The sequence below is a fragment of the Bacillus shivajii genome, from assembly GCF_020519665.1.
In the GTDB taxonomy this organism is placed as follows: Bacteria; Bacillota; Bacilli; order Bacillales; family Salisediminibacteriaceae; genus Bacillus_CA; species Bacillus_CA shivajii.
This window is the reverse complement of the sequence record NZ_CP084703.1, coordinates 1,210,108-1,226,894: the sequence shown is the minus strand read 5'-3', so window position 1 is coordinate 1,226,894 and position 16,787 is coordinate 1,210,108. Positions and strand designations below refer to the sequence as shown.

18 protein-coding genes are annotated in these 16,787 nt (G+C 37.3%); 8 read left to right on the top strand and 10 right to left on the bottom strand.

Annotated features, from left to right (window positions below; genetic code table 11):
• Nucleotides 1–422: 422 nt before the first annotated feature.
• Nucleotides 423–785, bottom strand: coding sequence for a YlbF/YmcA family competence regulator (locus tag LGQ02_RS05920; protein ID WP_226518233.1), 363 nt, complete (start codon nucleotides 783–785; stop codon nucleotides 423–425).
• A 138-nt stretch (nucleotides 786–923) separates the two neighbouring features.
• Nucleotides 924–2,066: a DUF445 domain-containing protein gene (locus LGQ02_RS05915; protein ID WP_226517284.1), complete on the bottom strand. Its 1,143-nt coding sequence runs from the start codon at nucleotides 2,064–2,066 to the stop codon at nucleotides 924–926.
• A 121-nt stretch (nucleotides 2,067–2,187) separates the two neighbouring features.
• On the opposite strand from LGQ02_RS05915, the gene LGQ02_RS05910 reads away from it, so the two are divergent.
• The 8 genes from LGQ02_RS05910 to LGQ02_RS05875 all read left to right on the top strand — a co-directional run bounded on the left by LGQ02_RS05910 (nucleotide 2,188) and on the right by LGQ02_RS05875 (nucleotide 10,270).
• Nucleotides 2,188–3,549, top strand: coding sequence for a YheC/YheD family endospore coat-associated protein (locus LGQ02_RS05910; protein ID WP_226517283.1), 1,362 nt, complete (start codon nucleotides 2,188–2,190; stop codon nucleotides 3,547–3,549).
• A 30-nt stretch (nucleotides 3,550–3,579) separates the two neighbouring features.
• On the top strand, nucleotides 3,580–4,653 hold the full coding sequence (locus tag LGQ02_RS05905; protein WP_226517282.1) for a YheC/YheD family endospore coat-associated protein: 1,074 nt from the start codon (nucleotides 3,580–3,582) through the stop codon (nucleotides 4,651–4,653).
• Nucleotides 4,654–4,660: 7 nt separating this feature from the next.
• Entirely contained in the window at nucleotides 4,661–6,070 is a 1,410-nt protein-coding gene (locus LGQ02_RS05900) for a YheC/YheD family endospore coat-associated protein (protein ID WP_226517281.1), read from the top strand.
• 85 nt (nucleotides 6,071–6,155) lie between these two features.
• Nucleotides 6,156–7,178, top strand: coding sequence for a YheC/YheD family endospore coat-associated protein (locus LGQ02_RS05895; RefSeq protein ID WP_226517280.1), 1,023 nt, complete (start codon nucleotides 6,156–6,158; stop codon nucleotides 7,176–7,178).
• A gap of 177 nt (nucleotides 7,179–7,355) precedes the next feature.
• On the top strand, nucleotides 7,356–7,574 hold the full coding sequence (locus LGQ02_RS05890; RefSeq protein WP_226517279.1) for a DUF5342 family protein: 219 nt from the start codon (nucleotides 7,356–7,358) through the stop codon (nucleotides 7,572–7,574).
• Nucleotides 7,575–7,662: 88 nt separating this feature from the next.
• Entirely contained in the window at nucleotides 7,663–7,851 is a 189-nt protein-coding gene (locus LGQ02_RS05885) for a hypothetical protein (RefSeq protein WP_226517278.1), read from the top strand.
• A gap of 178 nt (nucleotides 7,852–8,029) precedes the next feature.
• Nucleotides 8,030–8,941 (top strand): PucR family transcriptional regulator, encoded by a 912-nt coding sequence (locus LGQ02_RS05880; RefSeq protein ID WP_226517277.1) that lies wholly within the window; start codon nucleotides 8,030–8,032, stop codon nucleotides 8,939–8,941.
• A 237-nt stretch (nucleotides 8,942–9,178) separates the two neighbouring features.
• Nucleotides 9,179–10,270 (top strand): ABC transporter ATP-binding protein, encoded by a 1,092-nt coding sequence (locus tag LGQ02_RS05875; protein WP_226517276.1) that lies wholly within the window; start codon nucleotides 9,179–9,181, stop codon nucleotides 10,268–10,270.
• A 112-nt stretch (nucleotides 10,271–10,382) separates the two neighbouring features.
• On the opposite strand, the gene LGQ02_RS05870 is transcribed toward LGQ02_RS05875, so the two are convergent.
• The 8 genes from LGQ02_RS05870 to LGQ02_RS05835 form a co-directional block, all read right to left on the bottom strand.
• A complete protein-coding gene (locus tag LGQ02_RS05870; protein WP_226517275.1) occupies nucleotides 10,383–10,649 on the bottom strand; it encodes a hypothetical protein in 267 nt (88 codons plus the stop codon).
• 139 nt (nucleotides 10,650–10,788) lie between these two features.
• The gene (locus LGQ02_RS05865; RefSeq protein ID WP_226517274.1) at nucleotides 10,789–10,992 is read right to left on the bottom strand and encodes an alpha/beta-type small acid-soluble spore protein; all 204 of its coding nucleotides are present in this window, start codon (nucleotides 10,990–10,992) and stop codon (nucleotides 10,789–10,791) included.
• A gap of 544 nt (nucleotides 10,993–11,536) precedes the next feature.
• Entirely contained in the window at nucleotides 11,537–12,187 is a 651-nt protein-coding gene (locus tag LGQ02_RS05860; protein WP_226517273.1) for a CoA transferase subunit B, read from the bottom strand.
• A 16-nt stretch (nucleotides 12,188–12,203) separates the two neighbouring features.
• Nucleotides 12,204–12,896, bottom strand: a complete 693-nt coding sequence (locus LGQ02_RS05855) for a CoA transferase subunit A (RefSeq protein WP_226517272.1) — start codon at nucleotides 12,894–12,896, stop codon at nucleotides 12,204–12,206.
• A 402-nt stretch (nucleotides 12,897–13,298) separates the two neighbouring features.
• Nucleotides 13,299–14,828 (bottom strand): acyl-CoA carboxylase subunit beta, encoded by a 1,530-nt coding sequence (locus LGQ02_RS05850; protein WP_226517271.1) that lies wholly within the window; start codon nucleotides 14,826–14,828, stop codon nucleotides 13,299–13,301.
• 25 nt (nucleotides 14,829–14,853) lie between these two features.
• Nucleotides 14,854–15,633, bottom strand: coding sequence for an enoyl-CoA hydratase (locus LGQ02_RS05845; RefSeq protein ID WP_226517270.1), 780 nt, complete (start codon nucleotides 15,631–15,633; stop codon nucleotides 14,854–14,856).
• Between the two features lie 13 nt (nucleotides 15,634–15,646).
• A complete protein-coding gene (locus LGQ02_RS05840; RefSeq protein WP_226517269.1) occupies nucleotides 15,647–16,540 on the bottom strand; it encodes a hydroxymethylglutaryl-CoA lyase in 894 nt (297 codons plus the stop codon).
• A gap of 14 nt (nucleotides 16,541–16,554) precedes the next feature.
• On the bottom strand, nucleotides 16,555–16,770 hold the full coding sequence (locus tag LGQ02_RS05835; RefSeq protein ID WP_226517268.1) for an acetyl-CoA carboxylase biotin carboxyl carrier protein subunit: 216 nt from the start codon (nucleotides 16,768–16,770) through the stop codon (nucleotides 16,555–16,557).
• Nucleotides 16,771–16,787 lie beyond the last annotated feature (17 nt).

Here is a 16,787-nt window from a genome sequence, read left to right as displayed (position 1 = left end):
TCTAGCTCCTCTTCGTTCGCTATCACGGTGTCTTCTTTGCACCTCTAAGCACAAGCGCGACATCCGCTCTAGCTTCTCTTCGTTCGCTATCACGGTGTCTTCTTTGCCTCTGTTATTCCAAGCGTTAAAAAAGCATCACTGTTTACGTAAACAGCCTATAAAAACTAGAGTTAGACTCATGTAATTGCTAATTATTTATGTAATAGCTATCGTTGTTTATGAAACTGATATATAGAAAAGCTACCTCTACTTCAGCGTATCCAATTAACCTATTCATCTTTTTGAAGGAATATTAGGATTAATTACCTTCCTCGCAACTTTCTGCTAAGTGACGTCACCCTTCACCTCGATTGATTACCTTCCTCAACTAACTAAGAAAAAAACAGCCACCATCAATGGTAGCTGCTTCATATTTTATCTAATTATTGTTCTTGCTGCTCGTCAACACCGTAAAGCTCTTCTAAAGGAGATGTTACGACTTTATTAAGTTCTCCAACTAGCTGGCTCATGCGTTGCTCTTGCTCCATAAGCTTTGAAATTGTTTCGTGCTGTTGAACAACTTCAAATTGCTTTTGAGCTTCTTGAATTTCTTCTTCTGTAATTTGAGCGCCTTGCATTTGCTTTTGTTGAAGTTCAATTTGAACTTGACGGAAGTTATCTAACATACGTTTTGCAACTTCATCATTGTTTACTTCGTTATGAAGGTCTCTTAATGTTGTAAATTCTTCGCTTTCTTTTAAGACACTCGCAAGCTCTTGTGCCTTATCGTATGGATTTGCCATAATAGAAAAATTCCTCCTTAGTATTATCCGCACTATCGAAGCGATTTTGGATCATTGTACATTTGTACATTCCATAAGCACGAACAGTTCTCCATTCGACTATAACATGATTATAATTGGAATTCACGTTATAACAAAGATTCATAATAGAAAGAAAATGAGTGTCCCTTGAATGAAACCAATGAGCCCACCAATAATTGCTCCTAAGACAGCAATCATCTTTAATTCCTTTTTTGCTATCATTAACAGCATGTCTTCTAGTTTCTTTAGTGGAAAATGGTTTACTTGTTTTTCGACAATATCACTAATTCCGAGCTGAGTGATAAGTTGGCGGACATATTTTTGTGCTATAAAACTTACTGACTCCATCACTTTCGGAACAAGAGACTTTGAGACAACTTCTTGATATTTATATGACCATTCATTTAACGGGCGCTCCCACTCATTGACTACTGGTGTTTCATGAATAATCATCGTCACAAGTTCATCTATATTTTCTTCTATTACATCCTTATTCATCATTTCCATCATTTTGTAACTTAATAATTTTTCATACTCATTTTTTATTAACCGATTGACAACAAGTTGCGTATTTTCATCACGAACCATCTTTTTTAGTTCGTTAGATAACCGTTCAGTAGCTGAAAAGCGAGATGCTACTTTACCTAACATGCCCCCGAAGCTTCCTTTCGTTTCAAAAAAGCGATCAAGCATCTTATTTAATGTCGCTTCTCCCTCTTTAGAATCTAAGAACTTCTCTGCTTGCATTAAAATCCGATCAGATAAAACCGGCAATTGTTCTTCAACCTTCATCTGCCAATCTTTAGGTATAACTGTTTTTAATGGTTCATGTTCATATTTTTCAACAAGCATCATTAGTTTGTTCTTTATCAGACGTTCATAAGATTCCGTTACTGATGTTGTTGACCAACGGTCTCCGGTATAAGGTGAAAGCCACTCATTTAACGTTCTTTCATCTTCTGTTACTGATTTTATTGAAGTAAGTATTTTGTTTTCCACTTCTTTTTCTAATGTTCCTTCGAGCAATTTACTTTCAATTCCCTCTGGAGTTACTAGATGATGCTCAACCATCTTTCCTAGCTGTTTTGCAATTTCATTTCTTCGCTTTGGTACTAAACCTGGTGTGAACGGGAGACGGTATGAACCAATATATAACGGCTTGTATGGCCTGAAGATCATCCGTATCGCTAGTACATTTGTTCCACCACCGATAAGTGCACCAATCAAAATCAAACTAAAAAACCAAACGATTTGTAATGTCATAACTACCACCTTTTAGCGAGGCATTTGCACAATTCATACTTTCCTTACATAAAATACGTTATCCGCACCTACCTAATTTATTATTGAAACAATATTTAAAATTGAATCGCGAGGGATTGCAATGTTTAGTTATCCATTTTATATACGTCTCATCGACTGCTCAAACACACTAAATGAATACGAAATCATGATCCCTCAAAAGGCTGCATCGATTTGGAACTTACGACTAAAGCAAAAGATGAATGTATCTTATCATTTTCATAGTAGTGAATGTACGATCTCTATTTCCGATAAAATGGTCGACCATACAATTCTCCTTTCTGAACAACTCGCTGAAAAATTACAATTGCCATTAGAACAACCCATTCAATGTTTTTACGATCAAGAAGCAAAAGTGTTCCATTTCGGACCCTCAATCGGGATGGTGATTGGTGAAGGCTTCCCTACCAATGAGCAAATATTTGGCACAATTACGTCCTATGCAACCGCAATGGCTAAAAAAGCATATGACTTGTATTTACCATTTTTCGTTTTTCCATTTCAAGACATACATGAACAAAAAGTTAATGGTTACCGGTTTGACGGAGAGCAATGGATTCAATGCAAATTGTTACTTCCACATGTCATATATAACCGGATCGGAAGACGTGACCAAGAGAACACTCAAAAAGCAACCAATTTCTTTAAAAAACTTAATGAACACAATATACCTTACTTTAATGAACGTTTTATAAACAAGTGGGAAGCATACACATTATTTCTGAAGGAGCCTACACTCGCCCCATTTTTACCTGAAACAACAAAAATTAAATCTAAAGATGACTTTTTTTCTCTGTTTGATAAATATGATAATTTTTACTTAAAACCGTCCTGGGGCAAAGAAGGAAACGGGATTATGTCAATGTCGAAAGAAGAATCAACCTATTGTTTACAGTTCCCGCTTTCCCAAGATAAACAAACAAAATTTTTCGAAACCGACAAACAAGTTTATGAATATTTGAAGTATAAGTTATCTAAGAGACAATATATCGCTCAACCTCGAATAAAAAGTATAAAGTACAATAATGCTTTTGTAGATTTCCGCGTACTATGTATGAAAGACCATGTTGGTGAATGGAAATGTTGCTCTGCTATTGCTCGTATCGGCAGTGAAAAAAATATCGTTACAAACTTGTCACAAGGTGGTACGCAACTAAAAGTCCTTGATGTCCTTCAAGACAATTTCAAAAAAGATCATGCACAACATATGGAACGGTTCTTACATGAACTTGCTATCCACGCTGCCAGTTCGTTTGATATTGTGACATTAGGTCATTACGGCGAGCTAGGATTCGACTTTATGGTTGATCAACAAGGTCACATCTATATTTTAGAAGTTAATATAAAACCGACAAAGGGAGAGCTTTTACAAGTGGATGACAGCCCTCTCCCATCTATTCGATATATATTAAACTATGCCTCATCTTTATCAAGCTTTGTATAATCACAAACGTTCAATAACGGAGGTTTTCGTGTGAAGACGTTAGGAATTTTACAATACACATTAAGTAAAGAATCAGAATACATTGATGAAGTAGCCCGAATTTGTGCATCTAAAGGAATCTGCGTTTATCAATTTACACCCTTTCATTGGAACCACATAAAGAATTCTATTCGAGGATTACGTTATAACATTGAAACAAACAAGTGGGAAAAAGCAACGTTTGAACTTCCGCAATATATTTATGACAGATGCTTTTATCCAGCGAATAAGCAGTTAAAACAAAGGTGTCACATTCAATTACAACGAATGAAAAAAAACGCGGTATTTTTAGGTGAAGGTTTTCCGAACAAATGGAAAGTTTATGAATGGTTAGCTGAAAATGACCATCTCTCCAATTACTTACCACCAACCGACTTGCTAACGAACAAAAGCTTTCTTTCTTATGTAAAAAAATACAAATCCGTTGCAATAAAGCCTATTTTTGGATCTGGAGGACAAGGTTTTTTCAAGATCACTTCTGAGGGAGATCGGACGCTTATCCAAAGCGGAGATCATACATTTTCTCAATTTTATGAAGGTTCTCTAGAAGATGTATTTCAAGATGTCGTAAAGAAAATATCTCACGAACCGTACCTCATCCAACCATTTTTATCGTTAACAAGAAATAACACCCCATTTGATTTACGTGTTGTTATGCAAAAAAGACAGAGTAACCAATGGCATTTCATTGGAATGGGGTACCGTTTCGGTAAAAAAGGCACTTTCACCTCAAATTTGCAATCTGGTGGAACAGTACGAAAGTCCATACCATTTAGAAAGTCCGAAGCTGTTCAGATTAAAAACACATTATCATACATCAAAAAAGAACTCCCTAAACAAATAAATAAACACCACGGTACCGTCTTTGAAATCGGCATTGATATAGGAATCGATGAAAATGGTGATATATGGATTTTAGAAGTCAACTCAAAGCCAGGTTATCAAACCGTATTGCAGCTCTCAACAGAAGTTAAAAAACATTATATATGTGAAGGTCCTTTAAGAGTAATTGAAAACGATAAGAAAAGGAACGAAGATCACCGCTCGATATTCCTAAAGGAGTGAATACATCATGTCACAGCCAGGTAGATTTGAAAGCATCATTGTTGATCAAAAAGAAAAAGGGGACGTCTTAACGATTTCTAGTGCATATAGAGAATTATGGGAAATCGAGGAAGGAACTTTTCAACATGTTGTTTTTGGATCCAGAGAAATACCATGTACCATTCATTACGATGAAACCTTGAAAGATAAACAACTTGTCGTTTCAAAGAGTGTCTCTGATTTTCTACTGTTACCTAAACAACGAACCTGTTTAACGATCATTTTTGATGAGGATAACAGATTATACCTTGGACCGATTATCGGAATTTTTACAGCAGGTTTTACAGGAAGTAACCTCCGCCCTGTTGGCGAAAGGTCTTTCCTTTTTGCTAAATATGCCAAAGCAGCACAGTTATCAGGGGCTATTGCAGTCATTTTTGGTGTGCATCATATTCATTGGGAAGAAGGTATAACCGAAGGGTGTATTTTCACAGAAAAAGGCTGGCAAACAGTCCGTGTTCCACTGCCAAATGTGATTTATGACCGGCTACCAAACCGAAAAACTGAAAGGCTTTCAGAATACCGTGCAGTTTCTAAGCGTTTAAAAGAGGAATACAACATTCCGATGTTTAACCCTGGTTTTTTTGACAAATGGGAAATCCATGAAAAGCTATCACTGAATGAAAAAGCAACCCCCTTTTTAGCGAAAACACTTGCATATCCTAAGAAGAAAGATATTCGTGAGTTTATAGAAAATTGCCACCACATTTATATGAAACCGAAAAATGGTAGTTTAGGAATGGGCATTCACCAAATCGTATTTAAACCTGATGAAGGCTTTTATTATTGCAGGTTCCGTGACCATGAAAAAAACCGTCTGCGCCGATATAGTTCAATCGATAGGTTATTGAAAACTCAATTTAAGGGTGGATTTGAACATTTTGTCGTTCAAGAAGGCATATCATTATTGGCGTATCAAAATAAACCGATCGATTTTCGTGTCCATACAAACAAAGATATCAACGGAAAATGGACGTTAAGTGCACTCGCAGCGAAAGTTGCTGGTCCAGGCAGTGTGACCACACATGTAAAGAGTGGTGGTCAAGTAAAGTCAGTAGCTGAGATTTGGGAAGACTTACAATTAAATAAAACGTTATTAAATGAGTTAAAAGAAGCTGCCTTGTTGCTTAGTGAATGCATTGACGAGGCGGTTGAAGGAAATGTAGGGGAAATCGGCTTTGATCTTGGTATAGACAAAAATGAAAAGATATGGATGTTCGAAGCGAACTCGAAACCAGGTAGAACGATTTTTTCTCACCCGAAATTAAGGTATGACGATCAACTTACGAGACGATTACCAATGGAATATGCAATTTATTTACACACAAAATCAATTGATTCGCAAATCGGAATGCCTGAATATATCGTAAACCAATAAATAAAATGTCTGTTCAATAAAGAAAAGGCGTACAAAGAGTTCGTTTTTATGACCATTCTCGAATTATCTAAAAAAGGAGCTTACTGTGAAAAACGTAGTGATATTAACTAGTTCAAAGCACGGAAAGCCATTTATAGGAGATGAACAATTTTACAAGAAGCTTATAACACAATTAAAAGACAGGAATGCTGAAGGGTATGTTTTTCCGTTTTCAATGCAAAACCGTGAACTTATTGCTTATAAATGGCAACCTGATACCTCAACCTGGTTAAAAACAACATGCCCTAAACCTTCTGTCGTTTATAATCGTTACCCTTATCGTGAACTTGAGAAAAATAAGCAAGTACAATCTTATTTAAAGTTTTTAGAAGAAGAAAATATCCCTTTTTTTAATTCATGCTTTTTTAGAAAAGAAAATGTTGCACAACTTTTACAGAAAAACCGTTATACAGCAGTTCATTTCCCTAATACGGTCCCGGTTACGAATGTAATCGCATTTAAGCACTTTTTAGATAAGTATTCTGAAGTTTTCATTAAAGATGTTCATGGGTCTCAAGGTAATGGTATTTGGAAAGTGACAAAACACCGTGACGATTGTTATACACTCGTTTCGCAGCGTAAAACATTTCATGACTTAAGCTTCAAAAAAATCATGTATCTCTTAACTCCGTTATTTAAGAAAAGGCAGTTAATATTACAAGAAGGTATTCCATTAAAACAGGTTGATGAATTTCGTTATGACTTCCGTATCTTAATGCATTTCGTAAAAAACAAATGGAGTCTCATTGGATTTGCTCCTCGAGTAGCAAAAAAGGATGGGTTAACAACGCACGTCCCTAAAGGAGGAAAACTCGTTTCAGTTAATGATGTCCCGTTTATACCACCTGAAAAAAAGATTAAAGAAATTGGTAGATCCATTGGAAAGCTACTGCAACAACGGTTCGGAAACGTGAATGAATTTTCATTTGACTTAGGCGTTGATGAAAGCAATCACCCTTGGATCTTCGACGTAAACAGTAAACCAATGGTATTTGATGAAGAACATATTCAAGAAAAATGCATTCGCTCCTTAGCCTACATGCTACTATCCACCACTAACGAAAAATAATTTCCCACCCTTTAAACCCCAAATAATTCCAGGTGCCTGGCACCTGGAATTATTTGGTGACACTTAAACCTATCTGAAATATATTTTAAAGCTTGTTTCTTTTCTTTTTGGTCCTCTTTTTGTATGATAAAATGAATGAGGATTCATTTTTATCATTTCGTTAAAGGGGGTTGCTTCGTGCTTACACACTTTCAGTATAAAGAGATAAAAAATAATATGGTTAATCAAGAGTGGCAGTTCTCTTTCTTTTATAAACAAAACCGTTTCGTCGGCCATTATTTTAAAGATGGGTCAATTCAATGGAAGCAACCAGGTGAAATATTACGTGAAGATAAGGAGTTTATTGAGTCTTGTGTTCACGACTTAATGCTCTATCACGTTTATGAAGACCATTAAAGGCTCACAACAAGTAACAACTAATCATCCATGGAATGGATATTTCCTTAAATATTGAACCAATCTAATTTTAAGGAGGGATCATTACATGGATAAAAAAGAGTCAAATTATGAAGGAAGAGATGAAGTGATGATGGATATTGACCGTATGACAAACGAAGGACTGGCGGGTGGTCAAGATCACGTCACATTTGGAAAACGACAAATCGAACAAGCTCAGGAGTTTTATAAAGAGGATGCACCTTATGTAGCACAGAAAAACCAAAAAGAAGAGTAAATCGATGAAGGCGCCTATATTAAACATGGCGTCTTTTTATATGTCTCAAACGCGATAAGTAGCTTGTATATTTCGTTTGCTTTATAATGGTTCAATAACAGACGAAAATCAACTGTCAATCAACATACATACCTATTTCATTCTGTTAATGAGTTGATTTTTAAAGGAGTTTCAATTTATGTTAAACAAATTAAAAAAGAACTTTACTCATGCGATTTTCGAAAAAAACGCAAAGGCCTCCCCTGCATCGAGACTTGTTTTACAAGATGAAAGTGGAGAGTCTATTTCTTTAGATAAGACAAAATTATCTTCTGATGAAATTCACCTATTACAAATGTTATTTGATGAACCGAAACGTCAAAAACATCAAACACCGCTTCATGAAAAATTATCATCATATTTATTTAACAATGAAGAAATTGATGAGCAGACACTCCATCAGCTTTCCTTCCCATACAGGCTGATTCACTTTCGTCTTAAAGGGAAGCTTGCAGATCAAGATGAATTTGAAGAAGCGATGCTTAACTTGTACCCTTCTACTGAGCTACTTTTATGGAAGAACAACTCAGAAGCAATCTTACTGCAAAAAATCGATGAAGAATTCGATGAAACAGAGAACAATCAAGAATCGATCATCGATACAATTACATCAGACTTTTTTGTTCAGTTAGTACTGTATACAGGTTCACCAATTCCTGACCACCATTTATTGCGCACTCGTTTTAAATGGGAAGAAGAAGCATTTGCTTACGCTCATCAAACCTCACCAACTAAAAAATCATTCGTTGAACAAGAGGTAATTCCTCATTTTATCGTTGGTGATTTAACTGATCATACAAAACAACATTTGTCCATGTTACTACACCCTGTCAAACAGGATCATGAATTATTAAATAGCATAAAAACATATTTAGAGTGTAATATGAATACTACCCTTGCAGCCAAGAAAATGTTCATGCACAGAAATTCCTTACAATACCGCGTAGATAAATTCATTGAAAAGACATCTATTGACATTAAGCGGTTCCCTAACGCCATCGCAGTTTACTTCATCTTAATTATGATCCAAAACGAAACAAGAGAAAATTAATATCTATAATCCTTTTAAACCTCCCCAAACTGTACATACCCATATATCCTCAGGCTACGGTTACCTGGGGATATATGGGTTTAAGGTTCTGTGTATGTAAAAACTTGTGGTCGTTTGCATATTGCACAAAACATTTCGTGGATTTTTGTGCACGCTTACAATAGCTTTGTAAACCCTTTCAAGATAGACTAAATATAGAAATTAATTATTATGATTTTATTAATTGGAGGTAATTACATGGCTGATATTACTTTTAAGAATTTGTACAAAATCTATGAAGGTGATGTACAAGCAGTTACAGATTTCAACTTAGATATTGAAGATAAAGAATTTATCGTTTTCGTCGGTCCATCTGGTTGTGGTAAATCTACAACACTTCGTATGGTTGCTGGACTTGAAGATATTTCAAAAGGTGAACTTTACATTGGAGACAACATAGTAAACGATGTTGCACCTAAAGACCGAGACATCGCGATGGTTTTCCAAAACTACGCACTTTACCCACACATGAACGTATATGAAAACATGGCATTCGGATTAAAGCTTCGTAAGTTCAAAAAAGAAGATATCGACAAGCGTGTTCGTGATGCCGCAAAAATTCTTGGCTTAACAGAAATGCTTGATCGTAAGCCAAAAGCAATGTCTGGTGGTCAGCGTCAACGTGTTGCACTAGGACGTGCGATTGTACGTAATCCAAAAGTATTCTTAATGGATGAGCCACTATCTAACTTAGATGCTAAATTACGTGTACAAATGCGTGCAGAAATTACAAAGCTTCACCAACGTCTACAAACAACAACAATTTACGTTACACACGACCAAACAGAAGCAATGACAATGGCGACACGTATTGTTGTTATGAAAGACGGACTTGTTCAGCAAGTGGGACGTCCAAAAGATATTTACGACTATCCAGAAAACGTCTTCGTTGGTGGTTTCATCGGGTCACCATCCATGAACTTCTTAACTGGAAAATTAGTAGACGGTTACTTCCAAATTGGTGACTTAAGCATTAAAGTTCCTGAAGGGAAAATGAAAACTATTGAAAAATACAATAACAAAGAAATCATCTTAGGAGTTCGTCCTGAAGATATTCATGATGAGCCAGTATTCTTAGATGCTGCTGAGAACTCTCAAATCGAAGCAAAAATTGACGTCGCTGAACTTATGGGTGCAGAAACATTCCTATACTCTAAAGTAGAAGGTCAAGACTTCATTGCTCGAGTTGACTCTCGTACAGATGTTCAAGGCGGCGATACAATGAAGGTAGCATTTGACATGAACAAAGCTCACTTCTTTGACCCTGAAACAGAATCAAGATTACGTTAGTTCCCCCTATACGAACATGTTCAGTAAGGGCAAGAACATACTCTTGAACAATCCTTATTGAACATGTTCTATATATTTATATACTTTGTGTTCCTTTTAGAGTCCCTTCTCATCAGAGGGGCTCTTTATTTACTTCTGCAACAAGATAAGTCGTTGTTTGTTCACATTGCTCACAAAATAAATAATGAGCACACTTATTTGAACGATAATCATCCTTAATGCCATTTTCTAATTTCATTAAATCTATAGATTCATACGCACTATAATCGTCATAGTACTCTGCCATTCTTCCTTTATCTGTTAAACGAGCGTAACAATTCGAACAATTCACCTTCAATTCTGTATACCCATTACAAACAGGACACATTGAGTTTTCCACCTTCACTCACCTACTTTTAAATAAATGATAAAATCATTTCACCTCACTACTCTCTTACCCTAGAAGAATCGCCCATACTCATTCAATGAAAAAGGAGATGGAGCTTGTCCATCCCCTTACAGCCATGTATTCATTTTCATTATTGTTGTTGACCACTGAATTGTTGCTCAGCCATTTGAACAAGACGCTTAGTGATCTCACCACCAACTGAACCGTTAGCACGAGATGTTGAATCTGGGCCAAGCTCTACACCAAACTCTTGCGCAATCTCATACTTCATTTGATCTAACGCTTGTTGTACTCCAGGTACTACTAATTGGTTTGAACTATTGTTGTTTGCCATGTTTATCACCTCCTGTTCTGTTGTAAGCATAGTATTATGTCATTCTCCAAGATCTATGTAAAAATAAAACTAAATATTTTCTAGCAAGTTTTGCTAATAAAATCTTGCCGATCTTAGATTCGTCATCATTAATGAATGAAAGAAAAACGCTAAAATATGTCGATTACTCCAGAGGTGATTGCTACTCGTTGGTCTTTTTTTCTCTTCAAACGCAATGGAAGTCAACACTATCACCATCACATATCCTAAAGTTTAAGTCTTTCACCTTCTACTCGTGAGCTACAGAATTCACTCATAGTGGCGCTCCTTCCCAGTACCATCCATTTACGTAACCCATGCTACTTCATTCATGTTCATCTAATTTATCCAAGATACCGTATAGCGCAAAATAGAAAAAGACGATATACCATATATGAAGCAGAAATTGAGGTTGTAGGAGAGTGTCCGTAGGTGCACTTTTACTTTACACAAAAAAAACTGTTTCATACTTCCCATTAACAGTAAAAAGCGAGCAATCACATGCTCGCTTTTTATAACCATTTATTTAATTAAGTTCATTCTTTAACGGTGCTCCTGTTACTGATTGAATATCTTCAAATGTAAAGTCACCTAAAACTTCTTTTAAAACAAGTCCATCATCCGTAACATCGATAACAGCTCGATCTGTAATAATACGATTTACTACACCCTTACCTGTCAGCGGTAAAGAGCACTCTTTTAAAATTTTTGAATCTCCATTTCGGTTAACATGTTCCATAATGATTACGACTTTTTTCGCTCCATGGACGAGATCCATTGCACCGCCCATACCTTTAATCATTTTCCCTGGAATCATCCAATTTGCCAAATCGCCATTTTCTGCAACTTCCATTGCCCCAAGTATGGCAACATCGATATGTCCACCACGAATCATCGCAAACGATTCAGCACTACTAAAGTAAGAAGCACCTTTTATGGCAGTAACTGTCTCTTTTCCTGCATTAATTAAGTCAGCATCTAATTCTTCTTCAGTTGGATATGGGCCGATCCCTAACAATCCGTTTTCAGACTGAAGAACAACCTCTTTATTATCCGAAATATAATTGGCAACCATCGTCGGCATTCCAATCCCTAAATTGACATAATCACCACCTTGTATTTCCTTTTCAGCTCTTCGGGCAATCTTTTCTCGCATTGCTTTACGATCAACACTCATTTCTTCCCCTCCTCTTTTACGACTGTGCTACCGTTTTTCGTTCAATTCGTTTTTCTTGTTCTCCAAGAATAAGCTTATTTACGTAAATGCTTGGGGTATGAATGTGTTCAGGATTTAAGTCGCCTGCTTCAACTAAATGCTCAACCTCTGCAACCGTCACTTTTCCAGCTGCTGCAATCATTGGGTTAAAGTTTTGCGCCGTTTTTCGATAAACTAAGTTCCCGTGTTTATCTCCTTTATAAGCACGTACTAAACTAAAATCAGCAGTAATGGCACGTTCTAGCAAATATTCTTTACCATCAAATGTACGCACTTCTTTTCCTTCTGCAATTTTTGTTCCGACTCCTGCAGGGGTATAAAATGCTGGGATCCCTGCTCCACCTGCTCGAATACGTTCTGCTAACGTACCTTGAGGAATTAACTCTACTTCAAGCTCTCCAGCTAAAACTTGACGTTCAAATTCTTTGTTTTCACCAACGTAGGAAGCCATAATTTTATCAATTTGTTTATTTTCTAGAAGTAAACCAAGACCCCAATCATCAACACCACAATTGTTTGAAATGATTGTTAAATTTTTGACGCCAGTACCTCTTAAACCTTTAATTAAATTTTCTGGGATACCGCATAGACCGAATCCGCCTACTAAAAGAGTTGCACCGTCTTTAATGTCTTTTACTGCATCTTCAAAAGATGTGTAAACCTCTTTCATTACGTTCCCCTCCTCATTTTTTACTTTGGCGCTGTTAAAGCTTAGTGTTGATTTCACAAAACACACTCGCTTGCACCTCTGGGCACAAGTGCGACATCCGTTCATGCTTCACTTCGCTTGCATTCACGGTGTCTTCTTTGCCGTGGCGAGGCTTCAGCTAGCATCCCGATGGATCTTCTGTCTCTTCCTCTGCCCGAAAAGAACTGTAGTGGCATCCGTCGAGACAAATCGTAGCATAATCGTGAAGTAAATGCTCTTAGCTCTTCCTTTCCCCGCCGGCGTCTCGTGATTTTCGAAAATCAACAATAAAGAATAACAGAACCTTACTGTAAAACAAACACGCAGTTATATCTTGATGGAATTAAGCCTAATTACCCTTTTGAGAGTTGTGGATTGTCGATCTTAGACTGGGTACACAGCATGTTTTCGATCAGTGAACACTTGATACTTAGAAGAGTAAAGATCAAAACGATTAACTAGTTCATCACGTAAGTCGTTAGCTTGAACGATGTCGTCAACGATTAATTCTGATGCAAGTCGATAAATATCAATATTTTCTTGATACTCTTTTCGCTTCTCTTGAATAAATGCTGGCCTTTCCTCTGGAGGGAGTGATTGAATTTTATTTGCATAAACTGCATTTACCGCTGCTTCTGGACCCATTACAGCAATTTGTGCTGAAGGAAGAGCAATACAGCAATCAGGTTCAAAAGCTGGGCCACTCATTGCATACAAACCAGCTCCGTATGCTTTACGAACAACGACAGAAATTTTTGGAACCGTTGCTTCAGACATCGCAGAGATCATTTTTGCCCCATGACGAATAATTCCAGCTCTTTCTACTTTTGTTCCAATCATAAAACCAGGTACATCTGCTAAGAATAAAAGTGGAATGTGATAAGCATCGCAAAGCGTAATAAACCTTGCTGCCTTATCTGCAGAATCATGGAACAGCACGCCACCTTTTTGGCGTGGTTGGTTCGCTATAATTCCAACACTTCGCCCGTCAATACGAGCAAAACCAGTAATTAGCTCTTTGGCAAAAAGCTCTTTCATTTCAAAGAAACTGTCTTCATCGACAAGCCCATGAATAAACTCATGCATATCAAATGGCGCATTTTGATTTTCTGGAATTAAATCCTCAAGTGTTTTTTCTAATTTTTTAGGTTCTTGTGTCTCTTTTTGTTCTGGTAAGTTTAAATAGTTAGATGGGAAGTAACTTAAGTATGATTTTGCTTTTTCAATCGCTTCTTCTTCACTCTCGACGAGTACATCACCGCACCCTGAGACAGAGCAATGCATACGGGCTCCGCCCATTTCTTCTAATGAAACTTTTTCACCGATGACCATCTCTGCCATTCGTGGCGACCCTAAGTACATAGAAGCATTTCCATCTACCATCATGACTACGTCACAAAACGCTGGAATATACGCGCCTCCTGCAGCAGATGGACCAAAAAGCAAACAAACTTGCGGGATTTTCCCTGAAAGTTTCACTTGATTGTAAAAAATTCGTCCTGCTCCTCTACGGCCAGGAAACATTTCAATTTGGTCTGTAATTCTTGCACCAGCAGAATCAACCAAATATAATAATGGCACTTCCATCTTCTCTGCCGTTTCTTGAATGCGAATGATTTTTTCAACCGTCCGTGACCCCCAGGATCCTGCTTTGACGGTAGAATCGTTGGCCATGACACAAACTGTCTTCCCTTGGACTTTCCCGATGGCTGTTATCACACCATCAGCTGGTAGCCCTTCCGCTTGGAAATTCGCGAATTTTCCGTCTTCTTTCCATTCACCATGATCAAAAAGGAGAGCAAGACGTTTACGAACAAACATTTTCCCCTTTTTTTCATTTGCTTCGTGATATTTTTCGGCTCCGCCTTTTTCAATCGTATCAACAATTTCATTCCAACGACTTTCCTGACTCATCGTCTCACCCTTTCAACCCATACTGTTACTCGCCTGTATAATTTGGCTTTCGTTTTTCTTTAAATGCTTGAAGACCTTCCAAACGATCTTTCGTAGGAATAATAACTTCGTAGGCTTTTTCTTCGATTGCAAGACCCGTTTTTAAATCGACTTCGGTCCCTTGGTTAATTGCAAATTTCGCTTGCTTTACTGCAATCGGACCATTACTTACAATAGTTGTTGCTAACTGGGTCGCTTCTTCAATAAGAAGTTTATAAGGGACAACTTTTAACACTAATCCCCAGTCAAAAGCTTTTTCTGCTGTAATTTTTTCGCCTGTATAAATAAGCTGTTTTGCGCGTTGCATGCCAATTTCACGTGGTAAACGTTGTGTTCCACCTGCACCTGGAATAATCCCTAATGTTGTCTCTGATAAACCAAACTTTGCATGCTCTGAAGCAATTCTTAAATCACATGCTAGTGCGAGTTCTAAGCCTCCACCGATTGCTGCTCCATTTAATGCAGCAATGACCGGAACTGGAATACTTTCAACTAGATTGACGGTCTCACGTATTTTGGCAACAGCTTGACGAACTTCTTTTTCGGACATTCCTTGCCGTTCACGTAAATCAGCGCCTGCACAAAATACTTTCTCCCCGTCACCACTAATAATGATGGCACGTATCTCTTTATCAAAAGTCCAATCTTTAAGTTGAATAATGATCTCATCTAGCATTGCTTGAGAAAGTGCATTTGCTGCGTCTTTTCTCTTCAACGTTAAATAGCCGATATAATTATCGACTGTCGCTTCGATCCATTCCATCATGACCAACCTTTCATTAACGCACTATTTGTAACTGGTGACTTGGCAAGCTTTTATTTAAAGCATTTTCAATATACTTTGCCGCTTCCATAAAACGCTCAAATTGAACATTTGTATCAATTCCCATTTCACCAAGCATATGAATTAAATCTTCACTTGCAACGTTCCCTGTTGCACCTTTTGCATAAGGACAACCTCCAAGACCCCCCAGTGCACTATCAAATGTCTTGATCCCTTTTTCTACGCCAACAAGCGTATTTGCAAGAGCCATTCCTCTCGTATCATGCAGATGCAGCGCTAGTTTATCAACAGGAAACTCTCGCAAAAGTTCATCTAATACATCATTCACTTGCTTAGGGTTTGCAACACCAATCGTATCTCCGAGCGAAACTTCGTAAACACCCATTTCCATAAGCTTATAAACGACTTTTTTCACTTCATCGACATCAACAGCGCCATCATACGGGCAACCAAATACGGTTGATACATAGCCGCGTACGTTTTTCTCTGCTTTTATTGCCCCATCAACTACTTCTTGCAGAACAGGGAACGTTTCTTCAATCGATTTATTAATATTCTTTCGGTTATGCGTATCACTAGCTGACATAAAAACAGATGCCTCATCAATTCCGACAGTTAAGGCTCGCTCCAGCCCTTTCATATTAGGAATCAATGCAGCGTAAGTAACATTTGGGTTCCGTTTTATTAACTTAGCTACTTCCGCTGCATCAGCTAACACTGGGATCCATTTCGGATGAACAAAAGAAGAGAATTCGATATAATCAAGACCTGTTTCACTCAATTTATTAATCCATTCAACTTTTATATGTGTCGGTACGGAAACTTTCTCATTTTGAAGTCCATCACGAGGGCCTACTTCCTTTATTTGCACCTTTTTTGGTAACTTCACAAGGAAACCTCCTATTAATCCTTTAACGTCATTAATACATCTTCTTCATTAACGAATCCGCCTTCTTCGACTTTTAATTCATCAACAATTCCTTCTACTTCTGCAGTAATCGGAATTTCCATTTTCATTGATTCTAAAATAACAACTTCTTGACCAACCTTCACTTCGTCTCCTGGTGTAACTTGAACTTTCCATACATTTCCTGCCATATTTGTTTTAATTTCTTTCATGATAGATGATCCTCCTC

Bases quoted from the DNA above. Each gene is read 5' to 3' on its own strand.
- LGQ02_RS05915 (WP_226517284.1), bottom strand. From the start codon at position 2,066: ATGACATTACAAATCGTTTGGTTTTTTAGTTTGATTTTGATTGGTGCA.
- LGQ02_RS05910 (WP_226517283.1), top strand. From the start codon at position 2,188: ATGTTTAGTTATCCATTTTATATACGTCTCATCGACTGCTCAAACACA.
- LGQ02_RS05900 (WP_226517281.1), top strand. From the start codon at position 4,661: ATGTCACAGCCAGGTAGATTTGAAAGCATCATTGTTGATCAAAAAGAA.
- LGQ02_RS05885 (WP_226517278.1), top strand. From the start codon at position 7,663: ATGGATAAAAAAGAGTCAAATTATGAAGGAAGAGATGAAGTGATGATG.
- LGQ02_RS05880 (WP_226517277.1), top strand. From the start codon at position 8,030: ATGTTAAACAAATTAAAAAAGAACTTTACTCATGCGATTTTCGAAAAA.
- LGQ02_RS05875 (WP_226517276.1), top strand. From the start codon at position 9,179: ATGGCTGATATTACTTTTAAGAATTTGTACAAAATCTATGAAGGTGAT.
- LGQ02_RS05865 (WP_226517274.1), bottom strand. From the start codon at position 10,992: ATGGCAAACAACAATAGTTCAAACCAATTAGTAGTACCTGGAGTACAA.
- LGQ02_RS05860 (WP_226517273.1), bottom strand. From the start codon at position 12,187: ATGAGTGTTGATCGTAAAGCAATGCGAGAAAAGATTGCCCGAAGAGCT.
- LGQ02_RS05855 (WP_226517272.1), bottom strand. From the start codon at position 12,896: ATGAAAGAGGTTTACACATCTTTTGAAGATGCAGTAAAAGACATTAAA.
- LGQ02_RS05850 (WP_226517271.1), bottom strand. From the start codon at position 14,828: ATGAGTCAGGAAAGTCGTTGGAATGAAATTGTTGATACGATTGAAAAA.
- LGQ02_RS05845 (WP_226517270.1), bottom strand. From the start codon at position 15,633: ATGATGGAATGGATCGAAGCGACAGTCGATAATTATATCGGCTATTTA.
- LGQ02_RS05835 (WP_226517268.1), bottom strand. From the start codon at position 16,770: ATGAAAGAAATTAAAACAAATATGGCAGGAAATGTATGGAAAGTTCAA.